The sequence below is a fragment of the Actinomyces sp. HMT897 genome (assembly GCF_016626125.1).
Taxonomy (GTDB): domain Bacteria; phylum Actinomycetota; class Actinomycetes; order Actinomycetales; family Actinomycetaceae; genus Actinomyces.
Window position 1 is genome coordinate 1,376,666 of sequence record NZ_CP067336.1, and the last position, 18,283, is coordinate 1,394,948.

At 71.1% G+C, this 18,283-nt stretch carries 10 protein-coding genes, 1 other RNA gene and 1 CRISPR repeat array; of the genes, 6 read left to right on the top strand and 5 right to left on the bottom strand.

Annotated features, from left to right (window positions below):
• Positions 1-124: 124 nt before the first annotated feature.
• The 5 genes from ffs (at position 125) to JJJ15_RS05585 (ending at position 11,025) form a co-directional block, all read left to right on the top strand.
• Positions 125-220, top strand: an RNA gene (gene ffs / locus JJJ15_RS05565) — signal recognition particle sRNA small type.
• Positions 221-373: 153 nt separating this feature from the next.
• Positions 374-6,082, top strand: coding sequence for a DUF4011 domain-containing protein (locus JJJ15_RS13430; RefSeq protein ID WP_200511720.1), 5,709 nt, complete (start codon positions 374-376; stop codon positions 6,080-6,082).
• Positions 6,083-6,183: 101 nt separating this feature from the next.
• Positions 6,184-9,435: a DNA polymerase III subunit gamma and tau gene (locus JJJ15_RS05575; RefSeq protein WP_200511721.1), complete on the top strand. Its 3,252-nt coding sequence runs from the start codon at positions 6,184-6,186 to the stop codon at positions 9,433-9,435.
• An 8-nt stretch (positions 9,436-9,443) separates the two neighbouring features.
• Positions 9,444-10,040, top strand: coding sequence for a recombination mediator RecR (gene recR, locus JJJ15_RS05580; protein WP_174714810.1), 597 nt, complete (start codon positions 9,444-9,446; stop codon positions 10,038-10,040).
• A gap of 88 nt (positions 10,041-10,128) precedes the next feature.
• Positions 10,129-11,025, top strand: coding sequence for a MerR family transcriptional regulator (locus JJJ15_RS05585; RefSeq protein ID WP_246742171.1), 897 nt, complete (start codon positions 10,129-10,131; stop codon positions 11,023-11,025).
• Between the two features lie 128 nt (positions 11,026-11,153).
• Here JJJ15_RS05585 and JJJ15_RS05590 read toward each other — a convergent pair whose 3' ends face one another.
• The gene (locus JJJ15_RS05590) at positions 11,154-12,221 is read right to left on the bottom strand and encodes an ABC transporter permease subunit (protein WP_200511723.1); all 1,068 of its coding nucleotides are present in this window, start codon (positions 12,219-12,221) and stop codon (positions 11,154-11,156) included.
• A complete protein-coding gene (locus tag JJJ15_RS05595) occupies positions 12,218-13,339 on the bottom strand; it encodes an ABC transporter ATP-binding protein (RefSeq protein ID WP_200511724.1) in 1,122 nt (373 codons plus the stop codon). The genes JJJ15_RS05590 and JJJ15_RS05595 overlap by 4 nt, the downstream gene beginning before the upstream one ends.
• Positions 13,340-13,661: 322 nt before the next feature.
• On the opposite strand from JJJ15_RS05595, the gene JJJ15_RS05600 reads away from it, so the two are divergent.
• A complete protein-coding gene (locus tag JJJ15_RS05600; protein WP_246742172.1) occupies positions 13,662-14,072 on the top strand; it encodes a DUF2218 domain-containing protein in 411 nt (136 codons plus the stop codon).
• Between the two features lie 687 nt (positions 14,073-14,759).
• On the opposite strand, the gene JJJ15_RS13005 is transcribed toward JJJ15_RS05600, so the two are convergent.
• The 3 genes from JJJ15_RS13005 to JJJ15_RS05615 form a co-directional block, all read right to left on the bottom strand.
• Positions 14,760-15,263: a hypothetical protein gene (locus tag JJJ15_RS13005; protein ID WP_246742173.1), complete on the bottom strand. Its 504-nt coding sequence runs from the start codon at positions 15,261-15,263 to the stop codon at positions 14,760-14,762.
• A gap of 9 nt (positions 15,264-15,272) precedes the next feature.
• The gene (locus JJJ15_RS05610; protein WP_200511725.1) at positions 15,273-15,590 is read right to left on the bottom strand and encodes a hypothetical protein; all 318 of its coding nucleotides are present in this window, start codon (positions 15,588-15,590) and stop codon (positions 15,273-15,275) included.
• 373 nt (positions 15,591-15,963) lie between these two features.
• Entirely contained in the window at positions 15,964-16,293 is a 330-nt protein-coding gene (locus tag JJJ15_RS05615) for a thiamine-binding protein (RefSeq protein WP_200511726.1), read from the bottom strand.
• A gap of 546 nt (positions 16,294-16,839) precedes the next feature.
• Positions 16,840-17,022: direct repeats of the CRISPR family, unit length 22 nt; unit sequence GTCTTAATGCACCTAGCGGTGC.
• Positions 17,023-18,283 lie beyond the last annotated feature (1,261 nt).

The following is an 18,283-nucleotide window of genomic DNA, read 5'->3' on the forward strand; positions in this document are numbered from 1 at the left end:
CCAACCGCCCGCGCCGCCCCACCCACGACCGTGGCGCCCTCGTCCCCCTCCCACGCCAACCACCCGCGCCCGCACCGCCCCACCAGCCGATTCGGCACCGCAGCCGTTGTCGGGTACACTGCTGCCCGGCCCCTCGTGCGGCGTTATCTCGCGAACTCCCCCAGGACCGGAAGGTAGCAAGGGTAAGCGGGCTCTGGCGGGTGCACGGGGGGTCCTTGACTCACCGCCGGTCCCACCCCCCGGCCGCACTCCTGCACCTTCTCACACATCTCACTGCGCCACCGCTCCGGACCGCACCGCCACGCTACCCTCACCCCGCCAAGGCAGCGACGGCGGGAGTCCCCAGACCCTGGTGACGCGGCGGAGAACGTCTATGAAATTTAATGACATCGTTGCCACGGGACTCAAAAATATTCTCCCGACACACCTAGAGCCCTACACCCGCAAGGTGCTCGGTGAGGCGGCGCTGACCCAGTTGAGGTACCGGACGGAGGCCGACGCCGAGCCCCTCAGGCTCTCCCGGGCGGCAGTCCAGCTGGACCTCCTCATTGACCCTCCCCACGGCTCGCGACAACCGGTGAGAATGGACCTGCGCAGCAAGCTGCGTGAGGCGCGCAAGCACCTCCATGACATAGACCACGGCCTGCCACTCACCTACGACCAGGCGCAGACAACTCTTACTCTTATTAAAGAGATTCTCAACATGGTCAACGCCCCGGACGGTGTCATCGCAATTGAGAAGCTTGCAGAGACGCTCAGACGCTCCACCAGCACCCCTCCTGCACCGTCCCGCACTAACCGCACCCAGCTACCGCCCCGCACCGACCGTACCCAGCAGAAGACCTCCTGGCCGCACCCGACGGACACACCCCGCACGCGCACCCCTGCAGGTGCTCCCCGTATGGAGCCCTCTCGCACGGAGGCACCCCGGCCAGGGCCGGGTGCCGTCCAGGTCACCGCGAGACCGGACCACCCCTCGGTGTCACCGGCCCCCTTCCGCCCCTGGGGCAACCCGTTCGAGGACGTCGTGGTCGAGGCCTGGTGCACCCCCGTCATCAGCTACGCCCACGCGGTGGTGGGCCGGGGACTGAGCATGACCGTCCGCGTGTCCGCGCCCGCCGCCCAGGACACGGGCGGCACGCCCAGCACCCCGCCGTCCGACCGCTCCACCGTACCCGGGCGCCCCCGCGGCGCGACCGGCCTGAACCGCTCCCACCTCGCGGCGCCCCCGGGCGGGCCGCTCGGCAGCCGCCTGCCGCGCACCGTCGCCGTCACGCTCAGGATCCGTCACGAGCAGGGGTACGAGCTCACCGAGCCGTGGCACCTGACGTGGGACACCGCCAGCCACCCCGTCCTGAAGGCGACCCGCTGCCTGTCCCTCAACCGGGCAGGCCTGTTCCGGGTGACCCGGGAGGGGCGCGCCCGCATCCAGGTCACGCTGGACGCGCGGCCCCAGGCCTCAGCCCAGCCGCGTCCCGGGGCCGGACCAGCCCCCTCGGCGACCCGTGCCCAGGCGACCCGCTACTCGGTGACCCGCCTTCCCGGCGCACTGACCGTCCTGCCTCCCCGGCGGTGGATACTGGCCGGGGACACGACGTGGGCCGGGGACGCCCTGGCCACCTTCGTCCAGCCGACCCAGTCCGCCGTCCGGACCCTGGCGGCCGAGGTGCTGGGGCGCCTGCGCCCGGGCAGTCCCGCCAGCCCACCACGGGCCAACACGCCACGCGCCACCACCCCGTCCCCGAGCGGCCCCGGCTCACCCGAGGAGGCCGACGCCCTCGTCTACGCCGTCCTGGCAGCCCTGCACCGTCGCGGGCTCCGGGCCACCCAGCCCCCCGCGCCGTGGGACCGCGTGGCCTTACCCATACGTCCGGGCGCCTCCCTGCTCGACCTGCGTCGGGGCAGCACGCTGGAGCTGGCCGTCCTCATCGCCAGCGTGCTGGAGCACCTGGAGGTACCCGCCCTGCTCCTCCTGACACCCACGCACGTCCTCGTGGGCTACCAGCGCCAGGCCGGGGCAGTGGCGGCCTCCTCGCCCGAGGCGGTCATCGACCTGGTCAAGCGGGGCGTGGTGGAGCTCATTGACCCCGCCCTCCTGGCCTTCAACGACCTCGCGCCCAGCCAGGAGGGCCCCAGGACGGTCCTCACCCCGGCGGACCTCGCGCTCACGGTCTCGATCGGCGCCGCACGGGCAGGCAGGATCCTCCCCCAACCCGATCCGGGCCACCAGGACCCCACGACGCAGGTCCCGGCGCCCACCAGCACCCCCACCCCGGTACCCGCCCGCCCAGGGGCCGCGCCCGCGGACCAGCCGACCGGCCCCAGCCCAACCGGACCCGCCCCCAGCCCCAGCGGTCCCGGCCCGGCCAGCCCAGGCGGCTCAGGCCCCGCTAACACCAGCCCGACCGGCCCCGACCCAGACGGCGCCACGGCTACCGGCCCGGTACCTCAGCGCGTCGAGGAGTGGAAGCAGAGCCTCCTCGACCTGAGCACATACAACCCTCTTATACATATTCCATCATACAATAACAATATTCCATCTGCCGGCAATATACCCAAGGACGTCGTCGAGCTCCTCATGCCCGGGCACCTCGTCAGCCAGCTGGAGGACCGGGTCAACGCCAAGGACCTCATCGCCCTGGTCCCGGCCGACTCGGACGTCCGGCAGGGCACCCCCCAGGCAGACGCCCTGGCCACCACCCTGCTCACCGAGCACAGGACGGTGCAGGTCAACCTGGCCACCAGGCACTACCAGCCCGTCCTCGCCTCCCTCACGGACCGTTCCCAGAGCTCCATGAGCGAGACCGGGGCCAGCAACCTCTACCTGGCTATCGGGACCCTGAGGTGGCAGACGTCCGAGAAGCAGGTGCGCTCACCGCTCATCCTCATCCCGGTCACCCTCGGCCTCACCGATGAAGGCTACGTCCTGACCCCTGACGAGACGGTGGTCTCCACCCCGAACTACTCCCTGGTCACCCGCTTCAAGGCCGACACCGGCATCGAGCTCACCGAGCTGGTCAACCCGCAGCGGGACAGGCACGGCATTGACGTGGACGCCACCATGAAGGCGATCCGCCTCAGGCTCCACCAGGCGCACAAGGACAAGGAGGTCACCCTCGCCCCCACCGTCCACCTCGGGCTGTTCCGCTTCTCCCCCTACCGGATGTGGCAGGACCTGGAGGACTCCTGGCGCACCCTCGCCGCCAACCCACTGGTGTCCCACCTCATTGAGGCCCCCGGGCACGACTTCGCCGACCCGGCAGGAGTACCCGCCAGCGAGCCCGGCCTCGACGCCGTCGTCGAGGACCTGCCCCTGACCGCCGACGCCACCCAGGCCCGGGTCGTGGCCGAGGCCGTGACCGGGCACAGCCTCGTGGTGGAGGGGCCGCCGGGGACGGGCAAGTCCCAGACGGTCGCCAACCTTATCTTCCGGGCCCTGGCCACCGGTAAGACCATTATGTTCGTGGCGGAGAAGCAGTCGGCGCTCGACGTCGTCGCCCGCCGCCTGCGCCAGGAGACCGGCATCGGCCCGCTCCTGCTCAACCTCCACGACAACAGCGTCAGGTCCGCCGAGGTGCGCGACACCCTGCGCACGGCCTACAGCCTGGACCCCGGGACCGTGGACGCGGCCCGCCTGGCAGCCGACCGCGAGCGCCTCCGAGCACTGCGCTCCCAGCTGGAGCGCTACCGGACCGCCCTGCACAGGCCCAACGGGTCGGTGCGCTCCTACTACGACGCCCGCGCCCGGCTGGTGGCCCCCCGCGCGGACGGCCCCCAGGACGAGGCGTTGAGGCTCTTCAAGGAGCTCTCCCACCGCACCGGGCTCGACGCCTTCGACCCGGCCGCGCACCGCGACCTGGTGGAGGACTACCGTCAGGCGCAGGCCCGGGTGCGCGCCGCCCTGAGCCAGGAGGCCCTGGCCGCCGTGGTCCGGCGTCGCGACAAGGTGCTGACCGAGGCGGGTCGCAGGGCCCAGGAGCTGCGCCAGGAGATCCTCCACCGCAAGGGCATGAGCATCCAGGAGCTCATGGGCACCTACGGGGACCTGGTCACCGCGCTGACGCCCTGCATCCTGGCCTCCCCCGACTCGGTGGCCCACTTCCTGCCCGCCCGGCGCCGGTACGTGGACATTGTCGTCTTCGACGAGGCGTCCCAGATCCGGGTGGCCGCCGCCGTGGGGGCCATAGGGCGGGGGCGCTCGGCGGTCATTGTGGGCGACCCCCGGCAGATGCCGCCCACGGCCACCGCCAGGCCCCGCGCCGCTGGCGGGGAGGTGGCGGACGAGACCTCGGTCCTCACCCGGTGCCTGGACGGTGGGGTGGCCAGCTACCGGCTCGGCTGGCACTACCGCAGCCGGGTGGAGTCGCTCATCGCCTTCTCCAACCAGCGCTACTACGACGGGACCCTGGCCTCCTTCCCCAGCCCGCTGGCCATGGCCGCCCGGCCCGACGACTCCCCGGACGGGTACGGGATCTCGCTGCGCCGCGTCCAGGGCACCTATATCAGCCCCGAGGAGCGCCACCACCACCCCCAGGCGCGCCCGCGGACCAACCCCCGTGAGGCCCGGGAGATCGTCAACGAGATGCTCCTGCGCCTGAGGGCCTCAGAGCGCACCCCCTCCCTGGGCGTCATCACCTTCAACGCCGCGCAGAGGGACCTTATTGAGCGCTTCCTGCGGGAGGGGCCCGACGCCGACCGGGTGGCCAGGGCCCTGGAGGAGCCCGACGGGCTGTTCGTGAAGAACCTGGAGAACGTGCAGGGTGAGGAGCGGGACACGATCCTGTTCTCGGTGACCTTCTCGGCCGACTCCAGCGGCAGGGTGCCCCTGAGCCTGGGCCCCCTGTCCCAGGCCGGAGGGGAGCGCCGCCTCAATGTGGCCGTCACCCGGGCGCGGCGGCAGGTCCTGGTCTTCTCCAGCTTTGACCCCGAGGACCTGCACGCTGAGCGCTCCAGGCACCAAGGCCTCAAGGACCTGCGCGCCTACCTGGAGCTGGCGCGCGACGGCGGGGTGCCGCCCTGCCTGTCCTCCCCGGCCTTCGCGCTGCCCGTGGACTGGCACCGCCACGAGATCGCCGAGGCGCTGCGCTCGCGGGGGCTGACGGTCCACGTCGGGGTCGGGCACTCGTCCTTCGCGGTCGACCTCGTGCTGGCCCGTCCTGACCAGCCCGACCGGCCGCGGGTGGCGGTGCTCCTGGACGGGCACGAGTGGAACCAGCGCGGCACGGTCACGGACCGCGACCTGCTCCCGGTCGACGTGCTGCGGCAGATGGGGTGGGAGCGGGTCGAACGGATCTGGATGCCGGAGTGGGTCAGGGACAGCCGGGCCGTCACCGACCGGCTCCTGGCGGCGGTCGGGTGGGACGGGGGCGCCGGGGCGGGCGACGCTACCGGGGCCGGCACCGCTACCGGGGCCGCTCCGGCCGCCCCACCGGCCGGGGCGGGCAGCGCCGTCGGCACCACCCCGGCTACTGCTGGCCCCGACGCCCTCGGTCCTGCCTCTGCCCACGCGGCACCGGCTGGCCGGGTGCCGGAGTACGTGGCGTGGAGGCGCACCCAGGTACGGCCCCGGAAGGTCCTGGACCGCGCCGAGGCGGGGCCGGGTCAGGACCCCCAGGCCCGTGCCGAGGTGATCAGGGTGGCCAAGGAGATCTGCGCCGTCGAGTCGCCGCTGAGCTACCCCCGCCTGGTACGCAAGATCTGCTGGGCCTTTGACCTGTCGCCGGTATTCGCCTCCCGCGAGCGGAAGGTGCGTCGGATCCTGGGCAGCGCCTTCGCCTACGTCGACGAGGAGGACTTCGTGTGGGCCAGCATGGACAGTGTGCGCACGGCACCGCCCTGGCGGCGCAACGCCCTGGACCACGTGGAGCGGATCGAGAACATCCACCCCCGTGAGCTGATGGCCCTCATGTCCCAGGTCCGCTCCGCCAGCCCCGCCTGGATCTCCAAGGACGACCTGTTCCTGGAGGTACTCAAACGTCTTAGCACCAAGAAACGCAAGCTTACTCCTAGCAGGCGCGAACATTTGGAAAACATATTGATACTACTTCAAAATGATGAGACGGAAATGAGTAGTATTGTTTAATATGACAACCAGGTAGGCGGCGTCCCGGGAGGAGGCCGGACGCCAGCAGGCCCCTGAGCGCGTTCTCGCACGACGTCGGCCCGGCCGATTAGGCTCGGGGCGTGACCACCGCCCTGTACCGCCGCTACCGCCCCGACACCTTCCAGGACGTGATCGGCCAGGAGCACGTGACCGCCCCGCTCATGGCGGCGCTGCGGGCCGACCGCGTTACCCACGCCTACCTCTTCTCCGGCCCGCGCGGCTGCGGCAAGACCACGAGCGCCCGCATCCTGGCGCGCTGCCTGAACTGCGAGCGCTTCCCCACCGACACCCCCTGCGGGCAGTGTCCGAGCTGCCGGGACCTGGCCACCGGCGGGCCGGGCAGCCTGGACGTGGTGGAGATCGACGCCGCGTCCCACAACGGCGTGGACGACGCCCGTGACCTGCGCGAGCGTGCCGCCTTCGCCCCGGCGCGGGACCGCTACAAGATCTTTATCCTCGACGAGGCCCACATGGTCACCGCCCAGGGCTTCAACGCCCTGCTCAAGCTGGTCGAGGAGCCCCCGGCGCACGTGAAGTTCGTCTTCGCCACCACCGAGCCGGAGAAGGTGATCGGCACCATCCGCTCACGCACCCACCACTACCCCTTCCGCCTGGTGCCGCCCGACGTCCTGGAGAGCTACCTGGACCACCTGTGCTCCGCCGAGGGCGTGAGCGTGGGGGCCGGGGTCTTCCCCCTGGTGGTGCGTGCCGGCGGTGGCAGCGTGCGCGACACCCTGTCGGTCATGGACCAGCTCATGGGCGGGGCGACGGAGGGCACCGTGGACTACGCGCGCGCCGTCGCCCTCCTGGGCTACACCGACGTCACCCTGCTGGACTCCTGCGTGGACGCCATTGCGGCGGCCGACGGGGCCGGGGTCTTCCGGGTGGTGGACCGGGTGGTCACCTCCGGGCACGACCCGCGCCGGTTCGTGGAGGACCTGCTGACGCGGCTGCGGGACCTGCTGGTCATCGCCCTGGCCGGGGAGGAGGCCGGGCCCGCCCTGGGCTCCCTGCCGCCCGGGGAGCTGGAGCGCATGGAGGTCCAGTCCCGCACCATCGGCGCCGCCGGCCTGTCCCGGGCGGCGGACATGACCGCCCAGGCCCTGGGGCAGATGGTGGGCGCCACCTCACCACGCCTCCAGCTGGAGCTGCTCATGGCCCGTCTGCTGGTCCCCGCCCAGCCCGCCCCGGCCCGGACAGCGGGCGCCCCGGCCGGCGGGGCTGCGGGGACACGCGGCACGCCCGCCAGGACCGGGACAGGCGCGGGCGGGGACGCAGGCCCCACCGGCACCTCCGGACGGGCGCGGGCGGCCCAGATCGCCCAGCGCTCCGCCAGCGCCACGGGACCGGCGACCTCCTGGCGGCCCGACGCCGCCCCTACCCGCATTGACTGGGACGCCGCCCCGGGGGCGGGCGATCAGCAGCGCGCGACCGGCCCGCAGGCGGCCCCCGGCGCCCAGGCCGCACAGGGAGCGCCCCCGGCACCCCCGCGGGGCCAGCAGTCCTCCCAGGAGGGGCGGCCCCCGGCGGCCACCTACCAGGACCGGCAGGGCCCGCGGACCCGGCCCCCGGCCCCTGGTGGGCCCCCGGCTGCCGGTGGGCCTCCAGCCTCCGGCGGGATTCCGACTGCTGGCGGGACCGCGACCTCTAGCGGGCTGCCAGCTGCTAGCGGTCCCGCGGACCCGGCCCTCCGGCGGGGCGAGCACCAGGGGCAGCGCACAGCGCCCGCGCAGGGGCCGACCGGCCCAGGCGCCGCTGACGCCGAGATGCTGCGCGCCCGCTGGGAGGAGGTGCTGGACTCCGCCAGACGGAGCCGCCGCGCCACCTGGGCCCTGGTCAAGCCCAACGCCCAGCCGGGCCCCCTCCGCGAGGGTGTCCTCACCGTCCTGTTCACCGCCCCCGGGCTGGTCAACGCCTTTGAGAACGGCGGCCACGGCCCGATCCTCGCGGCAGCGATCCACCAGGCCCTCGGCCTGAGGGTGGAGGTCCACGCCGTCCTGGCCGGAGGGGACGGACCGGCAGGCCCCAGTGGGCCCGGCGGGAGGTCTCCGGGTGACGGCCCCGGCCGCTTCCGCGGTCCCGGAGGTAGTGGCCCCGGAGGCGGGGGTATCAGTGGAGGCGGCGGCCCCCGCCCCGAGCCCGGGGCCGCTGGCGAGGAGGCCGACCCCTTCGCCCACTACGAGGAGCAGCCGCCAGCCGCTGTCGCGAGTCCTGCGGGGCTGGCGAGCCAGCCTGTCCCCACGGGCCCTCCAGCCCCTCCCCCGGCCTCACCCGCGGCCCTCCAAACAGCCTCACCCGCGGCCCCTCCAGCACCTCACCCGGAGGCAACCTCACCAGCCCCTCCCCCGGAGGCGGCCTCACCGACCTCCTCCTGGGAGGCCACTCCAGCACCTCCAGCGGCGGCCCAGGCGGTCTCACCGGCAGCAGCATCCCAGGAGGACCCTCCGACGACCCCCCAGGAGGACGGCTGGGGGCCGGTGGCCGTCCCTGGCCAAGGCCCCGCCACCACCGGGCATGACGCTACCAGGCACAACACTACAGAACATGCGCCATCGGTACATACCGATGCTTCTGAGGCACCATCCCTGTCTCAACCTATTAAATCACCCGCATCTGCATCTCCAGCACCTCCTCCTGCCTCAGCGCACACCCCCTCCGCAGCACACGCCGTCACCCCGGCGGCCCCTTCCACCTCGGCGCACGCCGCCTCGGCTGCCACCCCACCACCGGGGTCAACCGCCCCGGCCCCAGGCCCCAGGCCCGGCTCCTGGTCACCCCACACCTCACCCCAGCGCGCCGCCGTCGCCTGGGATCCGGGGCCTGCCGTCGAGCAGGCACCCCCCGAGCCGGCCACCCAGCAGGAGCCGCACCTGGCCACCGTCCACCGGCTGCACCCCCTGCCCCCCCTGCCCGCTCCCGACCCGGCCCCGGGTCCCGTGCGCCGTCTGGCCCCGGTCTCCTGGGACGGCCCGGACGCCTCCCCGGACCTAGGCGCCCCCCAGCAGGCCGACTCGGGCCGCCCTGACGAGGACGCCCCCGCCAGCCTCCCCGACGGCGTGCCCGAGCCCGGCAGGACCGAGGGACCGGCGCCGGAGGCGGGCACATCCCCGCCGAGCGCGCACATGAGCGCCGCCGAGCGCGCCGCCCGGGCCGCGCGCCAGTCACGCCCCGGCCGGCGGGGGGCGCGCTCCGTCGTCGCCCTCGAGGACGACGTGCCCAGTGAGGACGACGAGGACGCCGAGGAGGCGGGCGCCGTCGGGCTGGACGTGGTCATCCGCCTCCTGGGGGCCACGGTCATTGAGAACGTCACCGTGACGCAGGAAGGACGCTAATGCCAGTCATCTACGAGGGGGCCGTGCAGGATCTCATTGACGAGTTCGGCGAGCTGCCCGGGATCGGCCCCAAGACCGCCCAGCGCCTGGCCTTCCACGTCCTGTCCTCCGACTCCGCGGCCGTGGAGCGGCTGGTGGACGCCCTGCACGCGGTCAAGGCCCGGGTGCGATTCTGCGAGCAGTGCGGCAATATCGCCGAGGACACCCTGTGCGCCGTCTGCAAGGACCCGCGCCGGGACGCCTCGGTCATCTGCGTGGTGGAGGAGCCCAAGGACGTTGTCGCCATTGAGCGCACCCAGGAGTACCGGGGGCTCTACCACGTGCTGGGAGGGGCTATTGACCCCATTAACGGCGTGGGGCCCGACGACCTGAGGGTGCGGGAGCTCCTGACACGCCTGGGCAGCGGGAACGTCGTCGAGGTGATCCTGGCCACGGACCCGAACGTGGTGGGTGAGGCGACGGCGGCCTACCTGACCCGCATGCTGCGCACCCTGGAGGTGCCGGTGAGCCGGCTGGCCTCCGGTCTGCCCGTGGGCGCGGATCTGGAGTACGCCGACGAGGTGACCCTGGGACGCGCCTTCGAGGGACGCCGTCGCGTGGAGTGAGCACGCCCAGCGGCCGCCGACCACCGTCCTGCTTGACCCTCACGCGGCGTGAGGCCCCATGGTCCCGCCTATGAGAGACGCTGGGACCGTGAGCAGGACAGACCACCCACGCACCGACGCCCGTCCGGAGGCACCCGACGCCGTCGCCTGGGGGCAGGACGCCGCCAGCACAGGGGAGGCTCCTGACCTCACCGTGGGGGCGGTCGCCGCCCTCGTGGGAGTGAGCGTGCGCACACTCCACTACTGGGACACCATCGGGCTGGTCCGCCCCTCCCAGCGCTCCTGGTCGGGCTACCGGCTCTACTCCCCGGCCGACGTCACCCGCCTCCACCAGGTGCTCGTCTACCGTGAGACCGGACTGCCCCTGGCCTGCATCGGCGAGCTCCTGGACGACCCGGGGACGGACGCGCTGGCCCACCTCAGGCGCCAGCGCGACCTCCTGACCGAGCAGCTCTCACGCACCATGCGGATGGTCCGCGCCGTCGACACCCTTATTAACAGGACGCTGAGCACCGTAGGCACCTCACCGCGGTCCGGGCCCTTAAGCCCTGCCGAGCAGGCCGAGATCCTGGGGACGGACTGGAGCCCGCAGTACGTCGCGGAGGCCCAGGAGCGCTGGGGGGACACCCCGGAGTGGGCTGAGGCCACCGCCCGGCAGGCCGCCATGACCCGTGAGGACTGGGAGCAGGTCAAGGCCCGGACGCTGGCCCTGGAGGCCGACCTCGTCGCGGCCATGGCCCGTGGCGTGGAGCCGGGCAGCCAGGAGGCCAACGCCCTGGCCGAGCGCCACCGCGCCGACCTGGGCCAGTGGTTCACGGTGACCTACCCCAAGCAGGTCCTCATTGCCCGCGGCTACACCGCCGACCCGCGCTTCGCCGCGCACTACGACCGCCAGGCACCCGGCCTGGCCGCCTGGCTCCAGCAGGTGGTCAACGCCAACGCCACCGCCCACGGCGTGGACGTGGAGCACGCCACCTGGTGCTGAGCGGTCCCGCACTCCCTGCAGGTTCTCGCGCCCCGTCGTCGGCACCACTGTCCGGAGCCAGGCAGGGAAGGCGGCGGTGCAGGGTGGGGCCGCGCAGCAGGGCCGCGACCAGCCCCCGGCGGCGTCGCTCAGGCCAGGCGCACCCCCTGGGGCAGCTGTCCTACCGGGACGTCCAGGCGGCGGGAGGCGGTCCACACGCCCCCGGCCCCAATGCCCAGGAGCACCAGCAGGCTCACGGGCCAGAAGGCCAGGTGCTGCAGCTCGTCGCGGCTACGTCGGTCGGACTCATTCTTATTCTTACTTGATTCCTCGCAGTACCTGATGACAATCTCTCTCGGCTCAGGCGTACGCATTGCGTCCATAGCCCACCCCGAGGCCTCGAGGAAGGACTTCCCTCCGTACCTGTACTCGCTCTTCGGCAGGGGGGCGCGCGCTGAGACGTCACTGAGGATAATGTAGGGGTTGGGCGCGAGCATCCACCAGATCCACTCGCCGTGGACGATCTCCCGGCTGTCGATATCAGGCTTTTCCTTGCACACCCTGCTGTTGTTGTTGGACTTGTCGTAGTCTATATGGTAGACAACGCGGGTCTGGGTCGTCGTCACCGAGTTGGAGGCTATGAGCGCGCACAGGGGCGTCCCGATAGTCAGCATGACGACCACGAGGTAGGACAGGACCGCCGACGCCGAGGTCCGCGCCGTCATGGCGGACAGGCCCAGCCCGACGCCGCACACCGAGCCCAGGGTGACGACGAGCACCAGGACGTGCCCCAGGAAGGCGAGCCACGAGGCGCCACCCGCCAGGGTCAGTACGAGCAGGAAGGGCAGCGCCACCGCCAGGAAGGCCACGGCCGCCACCCAGGCGGCCAGGAGCTTGCCGACGGCGATCTCCCGGCTGCGCAGCATGGTGGCCTGCAGCAGGGCCAGGGTGGCGTCCGCCCGGTCGCCGTTGACCGACATGGCCGACAGGGTGGGGGCCACAATGAGACCGATCCCCAGGACGAAGCACAGGATGAAGTTGTACAGGGCCTCCGAGGCGTAGTCGTAGCCGTCACCGGGGTTGAGCAGCGACGTCAGCCCGAGACACACCAGGACCAGGACCAGCGCCCAGATCCCCAGCATGACCTTCCAGCGGGTGGCCCTCACCCGCTGACGCAGCTCCAGCACCATGACCGTGCGGATCCCTGACCAGCTCATCGGCGCTCCTCCTCCATTGACAGGTAGGTCTCCTCCAGCAGCCCGGTCACCGGAGCGAAGGAGACCACCTTGACTCCGGCCTGTACCGCCTCACCCAGGATCGCGCAGGCCGAGGCCTGGTCAGGGACCGTCAGCCGGAAGGACTCGGGGTCCTCCTCCTTCAGGGGCGTCCGGTCGCCCTGGCTCCAGGCCCTCATGGCGGCGTGGGAGTCCTCACCGGGCAGGATCCTCATGCGCCAGACGGTGCGCACCGAGGTCGGCCGCACCGGGACCACGGTCGGTACGGGCGGCACCCCGGTCGCAGGGAGGCCGGGCTGGCCCAGGGACGCGCCCTCTGAGGCCGAGCCTGCCGACGGCTCCGCGGGAGCGGTGCCGGGTGGGGCCGACCCGGCAGCGTCCGGCGAGGAGGACGAGGCTCCCGACCCCTGGCCCAGGCCGTAGGGGGCTGTGCGGGAGGGGGCCTCGGCCTCCTCGCCAGTGCGCAGCGCCTGACCCCTGGAGACGAAGACGGCGCCGTCGATCATCTCCTCCAGCTCGCCCAGGACGTGGCTGGAGATGAGCACGGTGACGCCCCCGTCGGCCAGCGAGCGCAGGAGCTGGCGCAGGTCGGCCCGTGAGCGCGGGTCCATCCCGGCGGCAGGCTCGTCGAGCAGGAGGACGCTGGGGTAGTGGATGAGCGCGCGGGCCAGGCCCAGGCGCTGCTTCTGGCCCCGGGACAGGACCCGAGCGGGGGCGGCCGCCATGTCCTCCAGGTGGACGACGGCCAGCATCTGGGCGGCGCGCCCGGCCGCCTCCTGGGTCTCAACCCCCTGGGCGACGGCGAAGGTCTGGAGGATCTCGGTGCAGGTCAGGGAGTCCCAGGTGCCGAAGCTGTCCGGCATCCACCCGACGACGCGGTGGACCTCCCGGGGCTGGGTGACCGGGTCGAGGCCGTTGACGCGGATGGTCCCGGTGTCGGGGCGCAGGAGGGCTGCGAGCATGAGCAGCAGCGTGGTCTTGCCAGCGCCGTTGGGACCCACCAGGCCCGTGACGGCGCCGCTGGGTACGGACACGCTCAGGCCCCGAACCGCAGGGGCGCCGCGGAAGGTACGGGTCACGTTGATGACCTCAACACTCATAGAAAGATGCTACCGGAGAGAACAGGTTACGTACAGGACCCGTCCGCAGGTGTCGTAGGGGTTCTGCGTTGCGTCTGCCCTGGGCTCGTCGAGCGGGCGTGTCGTAGGGGCCGGGGACGAGGCTCGGCCGTGCCGGGGCCAGCCGCGCAGGCGTCGTAGGGCTGGCGGCGGGACCGTCCATGTCGGGGCCGACGGCCGCCCTCCTGTTCACCGGCACCGTCATCTGGGCGGTCCTCGTTCATGCCGGGGCAGCGGCGGGGCCGCGCACCCGGCGCCACGAATTACATAAGGCTCACCTCAGTAAGAGTGGGAGACTGACCCCATGACTGGCCCCATGACACCGCCCTCCCCGACCGCCGTCTCCACCGCCCACGTCAAGACGGACAGGCCCGCCCGCTACGGCCGCCAGCTGACCAGCCACATGGGACGGAAGATCTCGGCCGCCTGGGACGAGGCGTCGTCCACCGGGAGCCTGGACATGAACCGGGGCGGGACCTCCACCGGGGTCTGCGACCTGTCCTGCCAGCCCGGGACACTGGTGCTGAGGCTGAGCTCGGACGAGGAGCACCTGGCCCACCTGGAGGAGGTCATCGGCATCCACCTGGCCCGGTTCGGGAGCAAGGACGCCCTGCGTGTCTCCTGGGTGCGAGCGGACGGCTCCGCCGGCACCACGCAGGGCCCGCTGACCGCCGAGGACCTAGCCGCCCGCGCCCGGCGCCGCGAGACCGCCTAGACCTGCCCGCCCTGGGCACCGCGAGACCGCCTAGGCGCGTCGCGTGAGGCCACTAGTGCCCTCACGGCCTGCCCCGGGGACCGCGAGACCGCCTAGACCTGCCCGGGGCCGCCCCCGACCATCTCCGGACAGGTTGGTAGGAACACGCACCTAGCCCTGCCCCCGGGCCCGCCCCTCCTGCCTGCCCTGGGGACCGCCCGCTTGGGTACTGATCAGCCCTGGCCCAGGTGAACGCGCTCTCGTGTAAGTAAACACGCTCTGGCCCTGGTGGACGCGCTTCCACGCATATGGACGCCACTTAAGGCGACGTTCACATACGCTAAATGGCGTTCACACGCACGAAACGGCGTTCGTATACGCGAGGGCGCGTCCAGCCCCAGGCCGGTAACGCCCAGGCTCAGGCCGCCCGGCCCGCCAGCAAGTGGGCGAACTCGGTAAGAGCCTGTTAGCCACGGTCCTGGCCGCACCCGGTCCCACCAGCACCGCTCCACGGCGTCCGGGACCACCTGGGCCCGTTCACCGGCCTCGGCCAGGGCACTGTGGACCGCCTGCCCGCAGAGACCGTTGGCTGCCAGCCCGGCCCCGGACGAGGCGGTGAACCACCTGCCCGCAGGCCATTGACCACCAGGCGCTCGCGTATCCCGGGACCAGGGCGCTCTCCTCCAGACCCCCAGGGCCGCGACAGCCTCACGTGTGACGCTGCGAGGCGTCAGGACGCACCCAGGTCCAGGAGGAGTCGGTGTACTCCTCCTCGGTAGGCTCCAGGAGGTCCAGGACCATGGCGAGCGCCTCCGGGCCGCCTAGACACGCCTGCATATCAGGGCGGTTGCCAAGAGCACCCAGGAGCCGCTCCAGCTGCCGGCAGGAGACCGGCAGGTACCACACAGAGAACTGCACCGGCCCACGACCCTGGGACTCAATGCGCACACGCCCCGAGACCACCGTCACCCGTGGTTCCCGGCCCCAGGGGAGGAAGTCGCCGGAGGAGTCGGTGCGCGTGACCTGCACCCCCATGGGGCTCAGGAGGATCCCCGGTCGTACCGGGCCACCACGGTAGATGATCCTCACCAGGTAGAAGGCCGCCTCCAGGCCGAGGACCCCGATCAGACCCCCGGCCAGGACCGGCACATGGTCACCAGCCAGGAGCGCCGCAAGCACGGTCAGCGGCACCAGGGCTGCTATGAGCCTCAAGGCCAGGCCCTAGGCAACGAGCTCACGGGAGCCCAGCATCCTCACGCCCTCAGGCGACGCCGTCCAGGCCGTACGCCCTCGGGCGCGGCAGCGGCGCAGGCGCACCATGCTCAGCAGGTAGGTCCCGCAGAGGCAGCCGAGCCAGACCACCACCGCGACCAGGAGCACGCCCGCACCAGCCCACCAGGCCAGGGCCGCACCCATGGCGGCCGCCAGGGACAGCAGCGCGAAGACCCACATCGTCCGGTGCTGGCGGCGGTCCTCCCACGTGCACCCGGCCGACGGGACGTGTGGCGGGGCAGGGGGCAGGCCGTACAGGGCGGACATAGTGACGATAGTACGTTCCCGGTCAGCTGCCTGACGCACCCGAGTCCCTCCGAGCGCCAGGCTCGGCGCGCCCGGCTCGGTGGGGCCCCAGGTCCTGACCACCCAGGCCCTGGGCCCGGCTCGCGGTGTACCCGGTGCTCGCGGCGCCCCGGTTCGGTACCCCGGATCTTGGTGTACCCAGCTCGGTGCCCCGGCTAGGCGTCTCGCGCCCCGTCCCATGAGGACAGCGGAGGCTTACGCCATGCCGTCCGCTCAGAACCGCCTCTGGGCCTCGGGCCCGGAGGTGGGGTCCCCGCAGGGCCTGGCGGGTCTCAGCTGACCTGCTCGGGGGTGACCCCGGGGCAGTCGGGATCCCTGCAGCGCCTGGCGGGCCTCAGCTGGCGTCTCCGCCGTCGACGTCGTCCTGCCGGAGCCGGGCCTCGACCCGCTCGACCTTGGCGCTCAGCTGTCCCGTCCAGCCGGGGCGGATGTCGGCCTTGAGGACGAGGGCCACGCGGGGGCTCACCTCGGCCACGGCCTGGCAGGCGGCCTTGACTACCGCCATGCACTCGTCCCACTCCCCCTCAATGGTGGTGAACATGGAGGTGGTCTCACTGGGCAGGCCGGAGCTGCGCACCACGCGCACGGCTCGGGCCACCGCCTCGGACACCGAGCCGTCAGGCGCGTCGGTAGTGGCGGGGGACACGGAGAAGGCGACGAGCATGCCCTCAGGTTAGCCGGACCAGCCGAGCTGGTGTTGGCTGGCCGACCAACCGAGTTGGCCGACCAACCAGACTAACCAGAGCAACCGGGCTGGCCCGGCGCGCCCTGCCACGTACTGCGGCAGCTCGAAAAGGCAGCCGGGCTGGCGCAGGGCGCACCCCGCCCCCACGACCAAGGGGACCAGCATTGATCTCAGCGCGAATGGGCACTCTCATTCACCCCTGCTCCCACGGATGAGGGGACCAGCATACGGAGCACTACGGAGAACTGCGTGTAGGGGAACATTCTGTGCACAGGAGAACATTTTGTACAGAGAGTAACCGATTGCGCACAAAGTAACCAATCCAGGTCACTTTGTGCGCAAAACGTCCCGCTCTGCACAAAATGTTCCCCTGTGCGTGGTAGCCGCCAGAGGACTAGGTCCCGGCCTGTTCGAGCCCTTTGAGCTGGTCACCGTGGTCCGCCCGTGAGGTGGTGAGCTGGTGACGCAAAAGTGCGGGGTGGCCCCTGACCGCCCGTGCCCGCGCGTGGATGCGCCGGGCCGGGGGGTCTTAATGCACCTAGCGGTGCGGGGTGCTCCCTGACAAGAGGAAGAGGAGAGCTAGAGGTGTCTCGCACCCAGGTCTTAATGCACCTAGCGGTGCGGGGTGCTCCCTGACTTTCAGGAGATGAAATGTCTTCTCACGGCATTTTGTCTTAATGCACCTAGCGGTGCAGGGTGCTCCCTGACCCTGCCCCTGGGAGCCGCGTGGTTGCAACGTTTCCAGGGGCTGGATCGCCACCGGCCTGTGGAGGCCCTTCCGGAGGTGGCCGGAACGGGTCCATTTTTACCACCTTTCGCTGGTATGACGCCACTCGCCACCGACGGCCCCGGGAGCAGATCCGGCGCCGGCTTTGGACGAGACCATGCGGAAAAGTGGCGGTCGGGAGGGGTGTCCTGCACCACATCGATGGTGACCAAGACCACAGATTCGGTCAGCCTCAACCGTGGCTCTCAACCCCGCGAGCACCCGCACGTGCGCCCTCTCCCCTAGATCCCCCCGGCACAGACCCCGTCGTCGAGCGCGGGCGCCGTGCCGTAGACCTCCATCCGTCCCGCACAGGACGTGCACAACAGACAGAGATGGACCACGTCGTCGGACTCCTTAATAATATTCCCGATCCTACCACGCAGGATCTCAAGACTCGCAGCTCTAAACCCGCCTCCGAAAGATCGATTGCACTATATACCAGTGGAGCCGTTCTGGCCGCGTGCGCCCTGGCATCACCCACGCCTCGGCCTTCATGCGCCGCCCTGCGAGGCTTCAGGGCGCGCCCAGGTCCAGGAGGAGTTGGCACGCTCCTCCTCGGTGGGCTCCAGGACGTCCAGGACCGTCCGAAGAGCGTATGGTCCGTCAAGCCGGTGACGCTTTGAGACGCTGCGAGAAAAGGTGTCCAGCAGACGCTGGAACTGACGGCATGACACTGGAAGGAGAGACATGGGGAACCGCATCTCATCAACTCTTCCTTTTGTGTTAATAAGCAGGTCCCCGCCGTTTACGTGCGAGGCCGAGGGCTTCTGCGACCAGGGAATGAAACTGTTTTGTCCCGTGATTCGGGTAAGCCGAATGCCCTCGCCTGTAACGAGGATGCGCTCTCTCGCAGGCAGACTCCTCCAGAAACAACGTATAGCGCCCACGGAAGACAGTACGAACGCGACGCCAAGGAAAGATCCTGGAAGATAATCGCTGCAAATCATTTCGAGTGCGCCAGAGAAAGCAAATGACAAATACAGCACCCACGGCGCCAGGTCAAGCACTATCAGTTCCCGTGGCACCTCCATGATGACTCCACTTTCAGTTGTCGACCACAGAGAGCGGCCCGCCCTCATATAGTGTCTCAAACGGATCAGCGACACCGCGTAGATCGTGAACAGCCCGCCCAGGGGAAGATAAGCCAAGAGTATTACTGGATCCTCTAGCACGGCCAGCAGAAGAAGCGGGGACGATAAC

Bases quoted from the DNA above. Each gene is read 5' to 3' on its own strand.
- JJJ15_RS13430 (WP_200511720.1), top strand. From the start codon at position 374: ATGAAATTTAATGACATCGTTGCCACGGGACTCAAAAATATTCTCCCG.
- JJJ15_RS05590 (WP_200511723.1), bottom strand. From the start codon at position 12,221: ATGAGCTGGTCAGGGATCCGCACGGTCATGGTGCTGGAGCTGCGTCAG.
- JJJ15_RS05595 (WP_200511724.1), bottom strand. From the start codon at position 13,339: ATGAGTGTTGAGGTCATCAACGTGACCCGTACCTTCCGCGGCGCCCCT.
- JJJ15_RS05600 (WP_246742172.1), top strand. From the start codon at position 13,662: ATGACTGGCCCCATGACACCGCCCTCCCCGACCGCCGTCTCCACCGCC.
- JJJ15_RS05610 (WP_200511725.1), bottom strand. From the start codon at position 15,590: ATGTCCGCCCTGTACGGCCTGCCCCCTGCCCCGCCACACGTCCCGTCG.
- JJJ15_RS05615 (WP_200511726.1), bottom strand. From the start codon at position 16,293: ATGCTCGTCGCCTTCTCCGTGTCCCCCGCCACTACCGACGCGCCTGAC.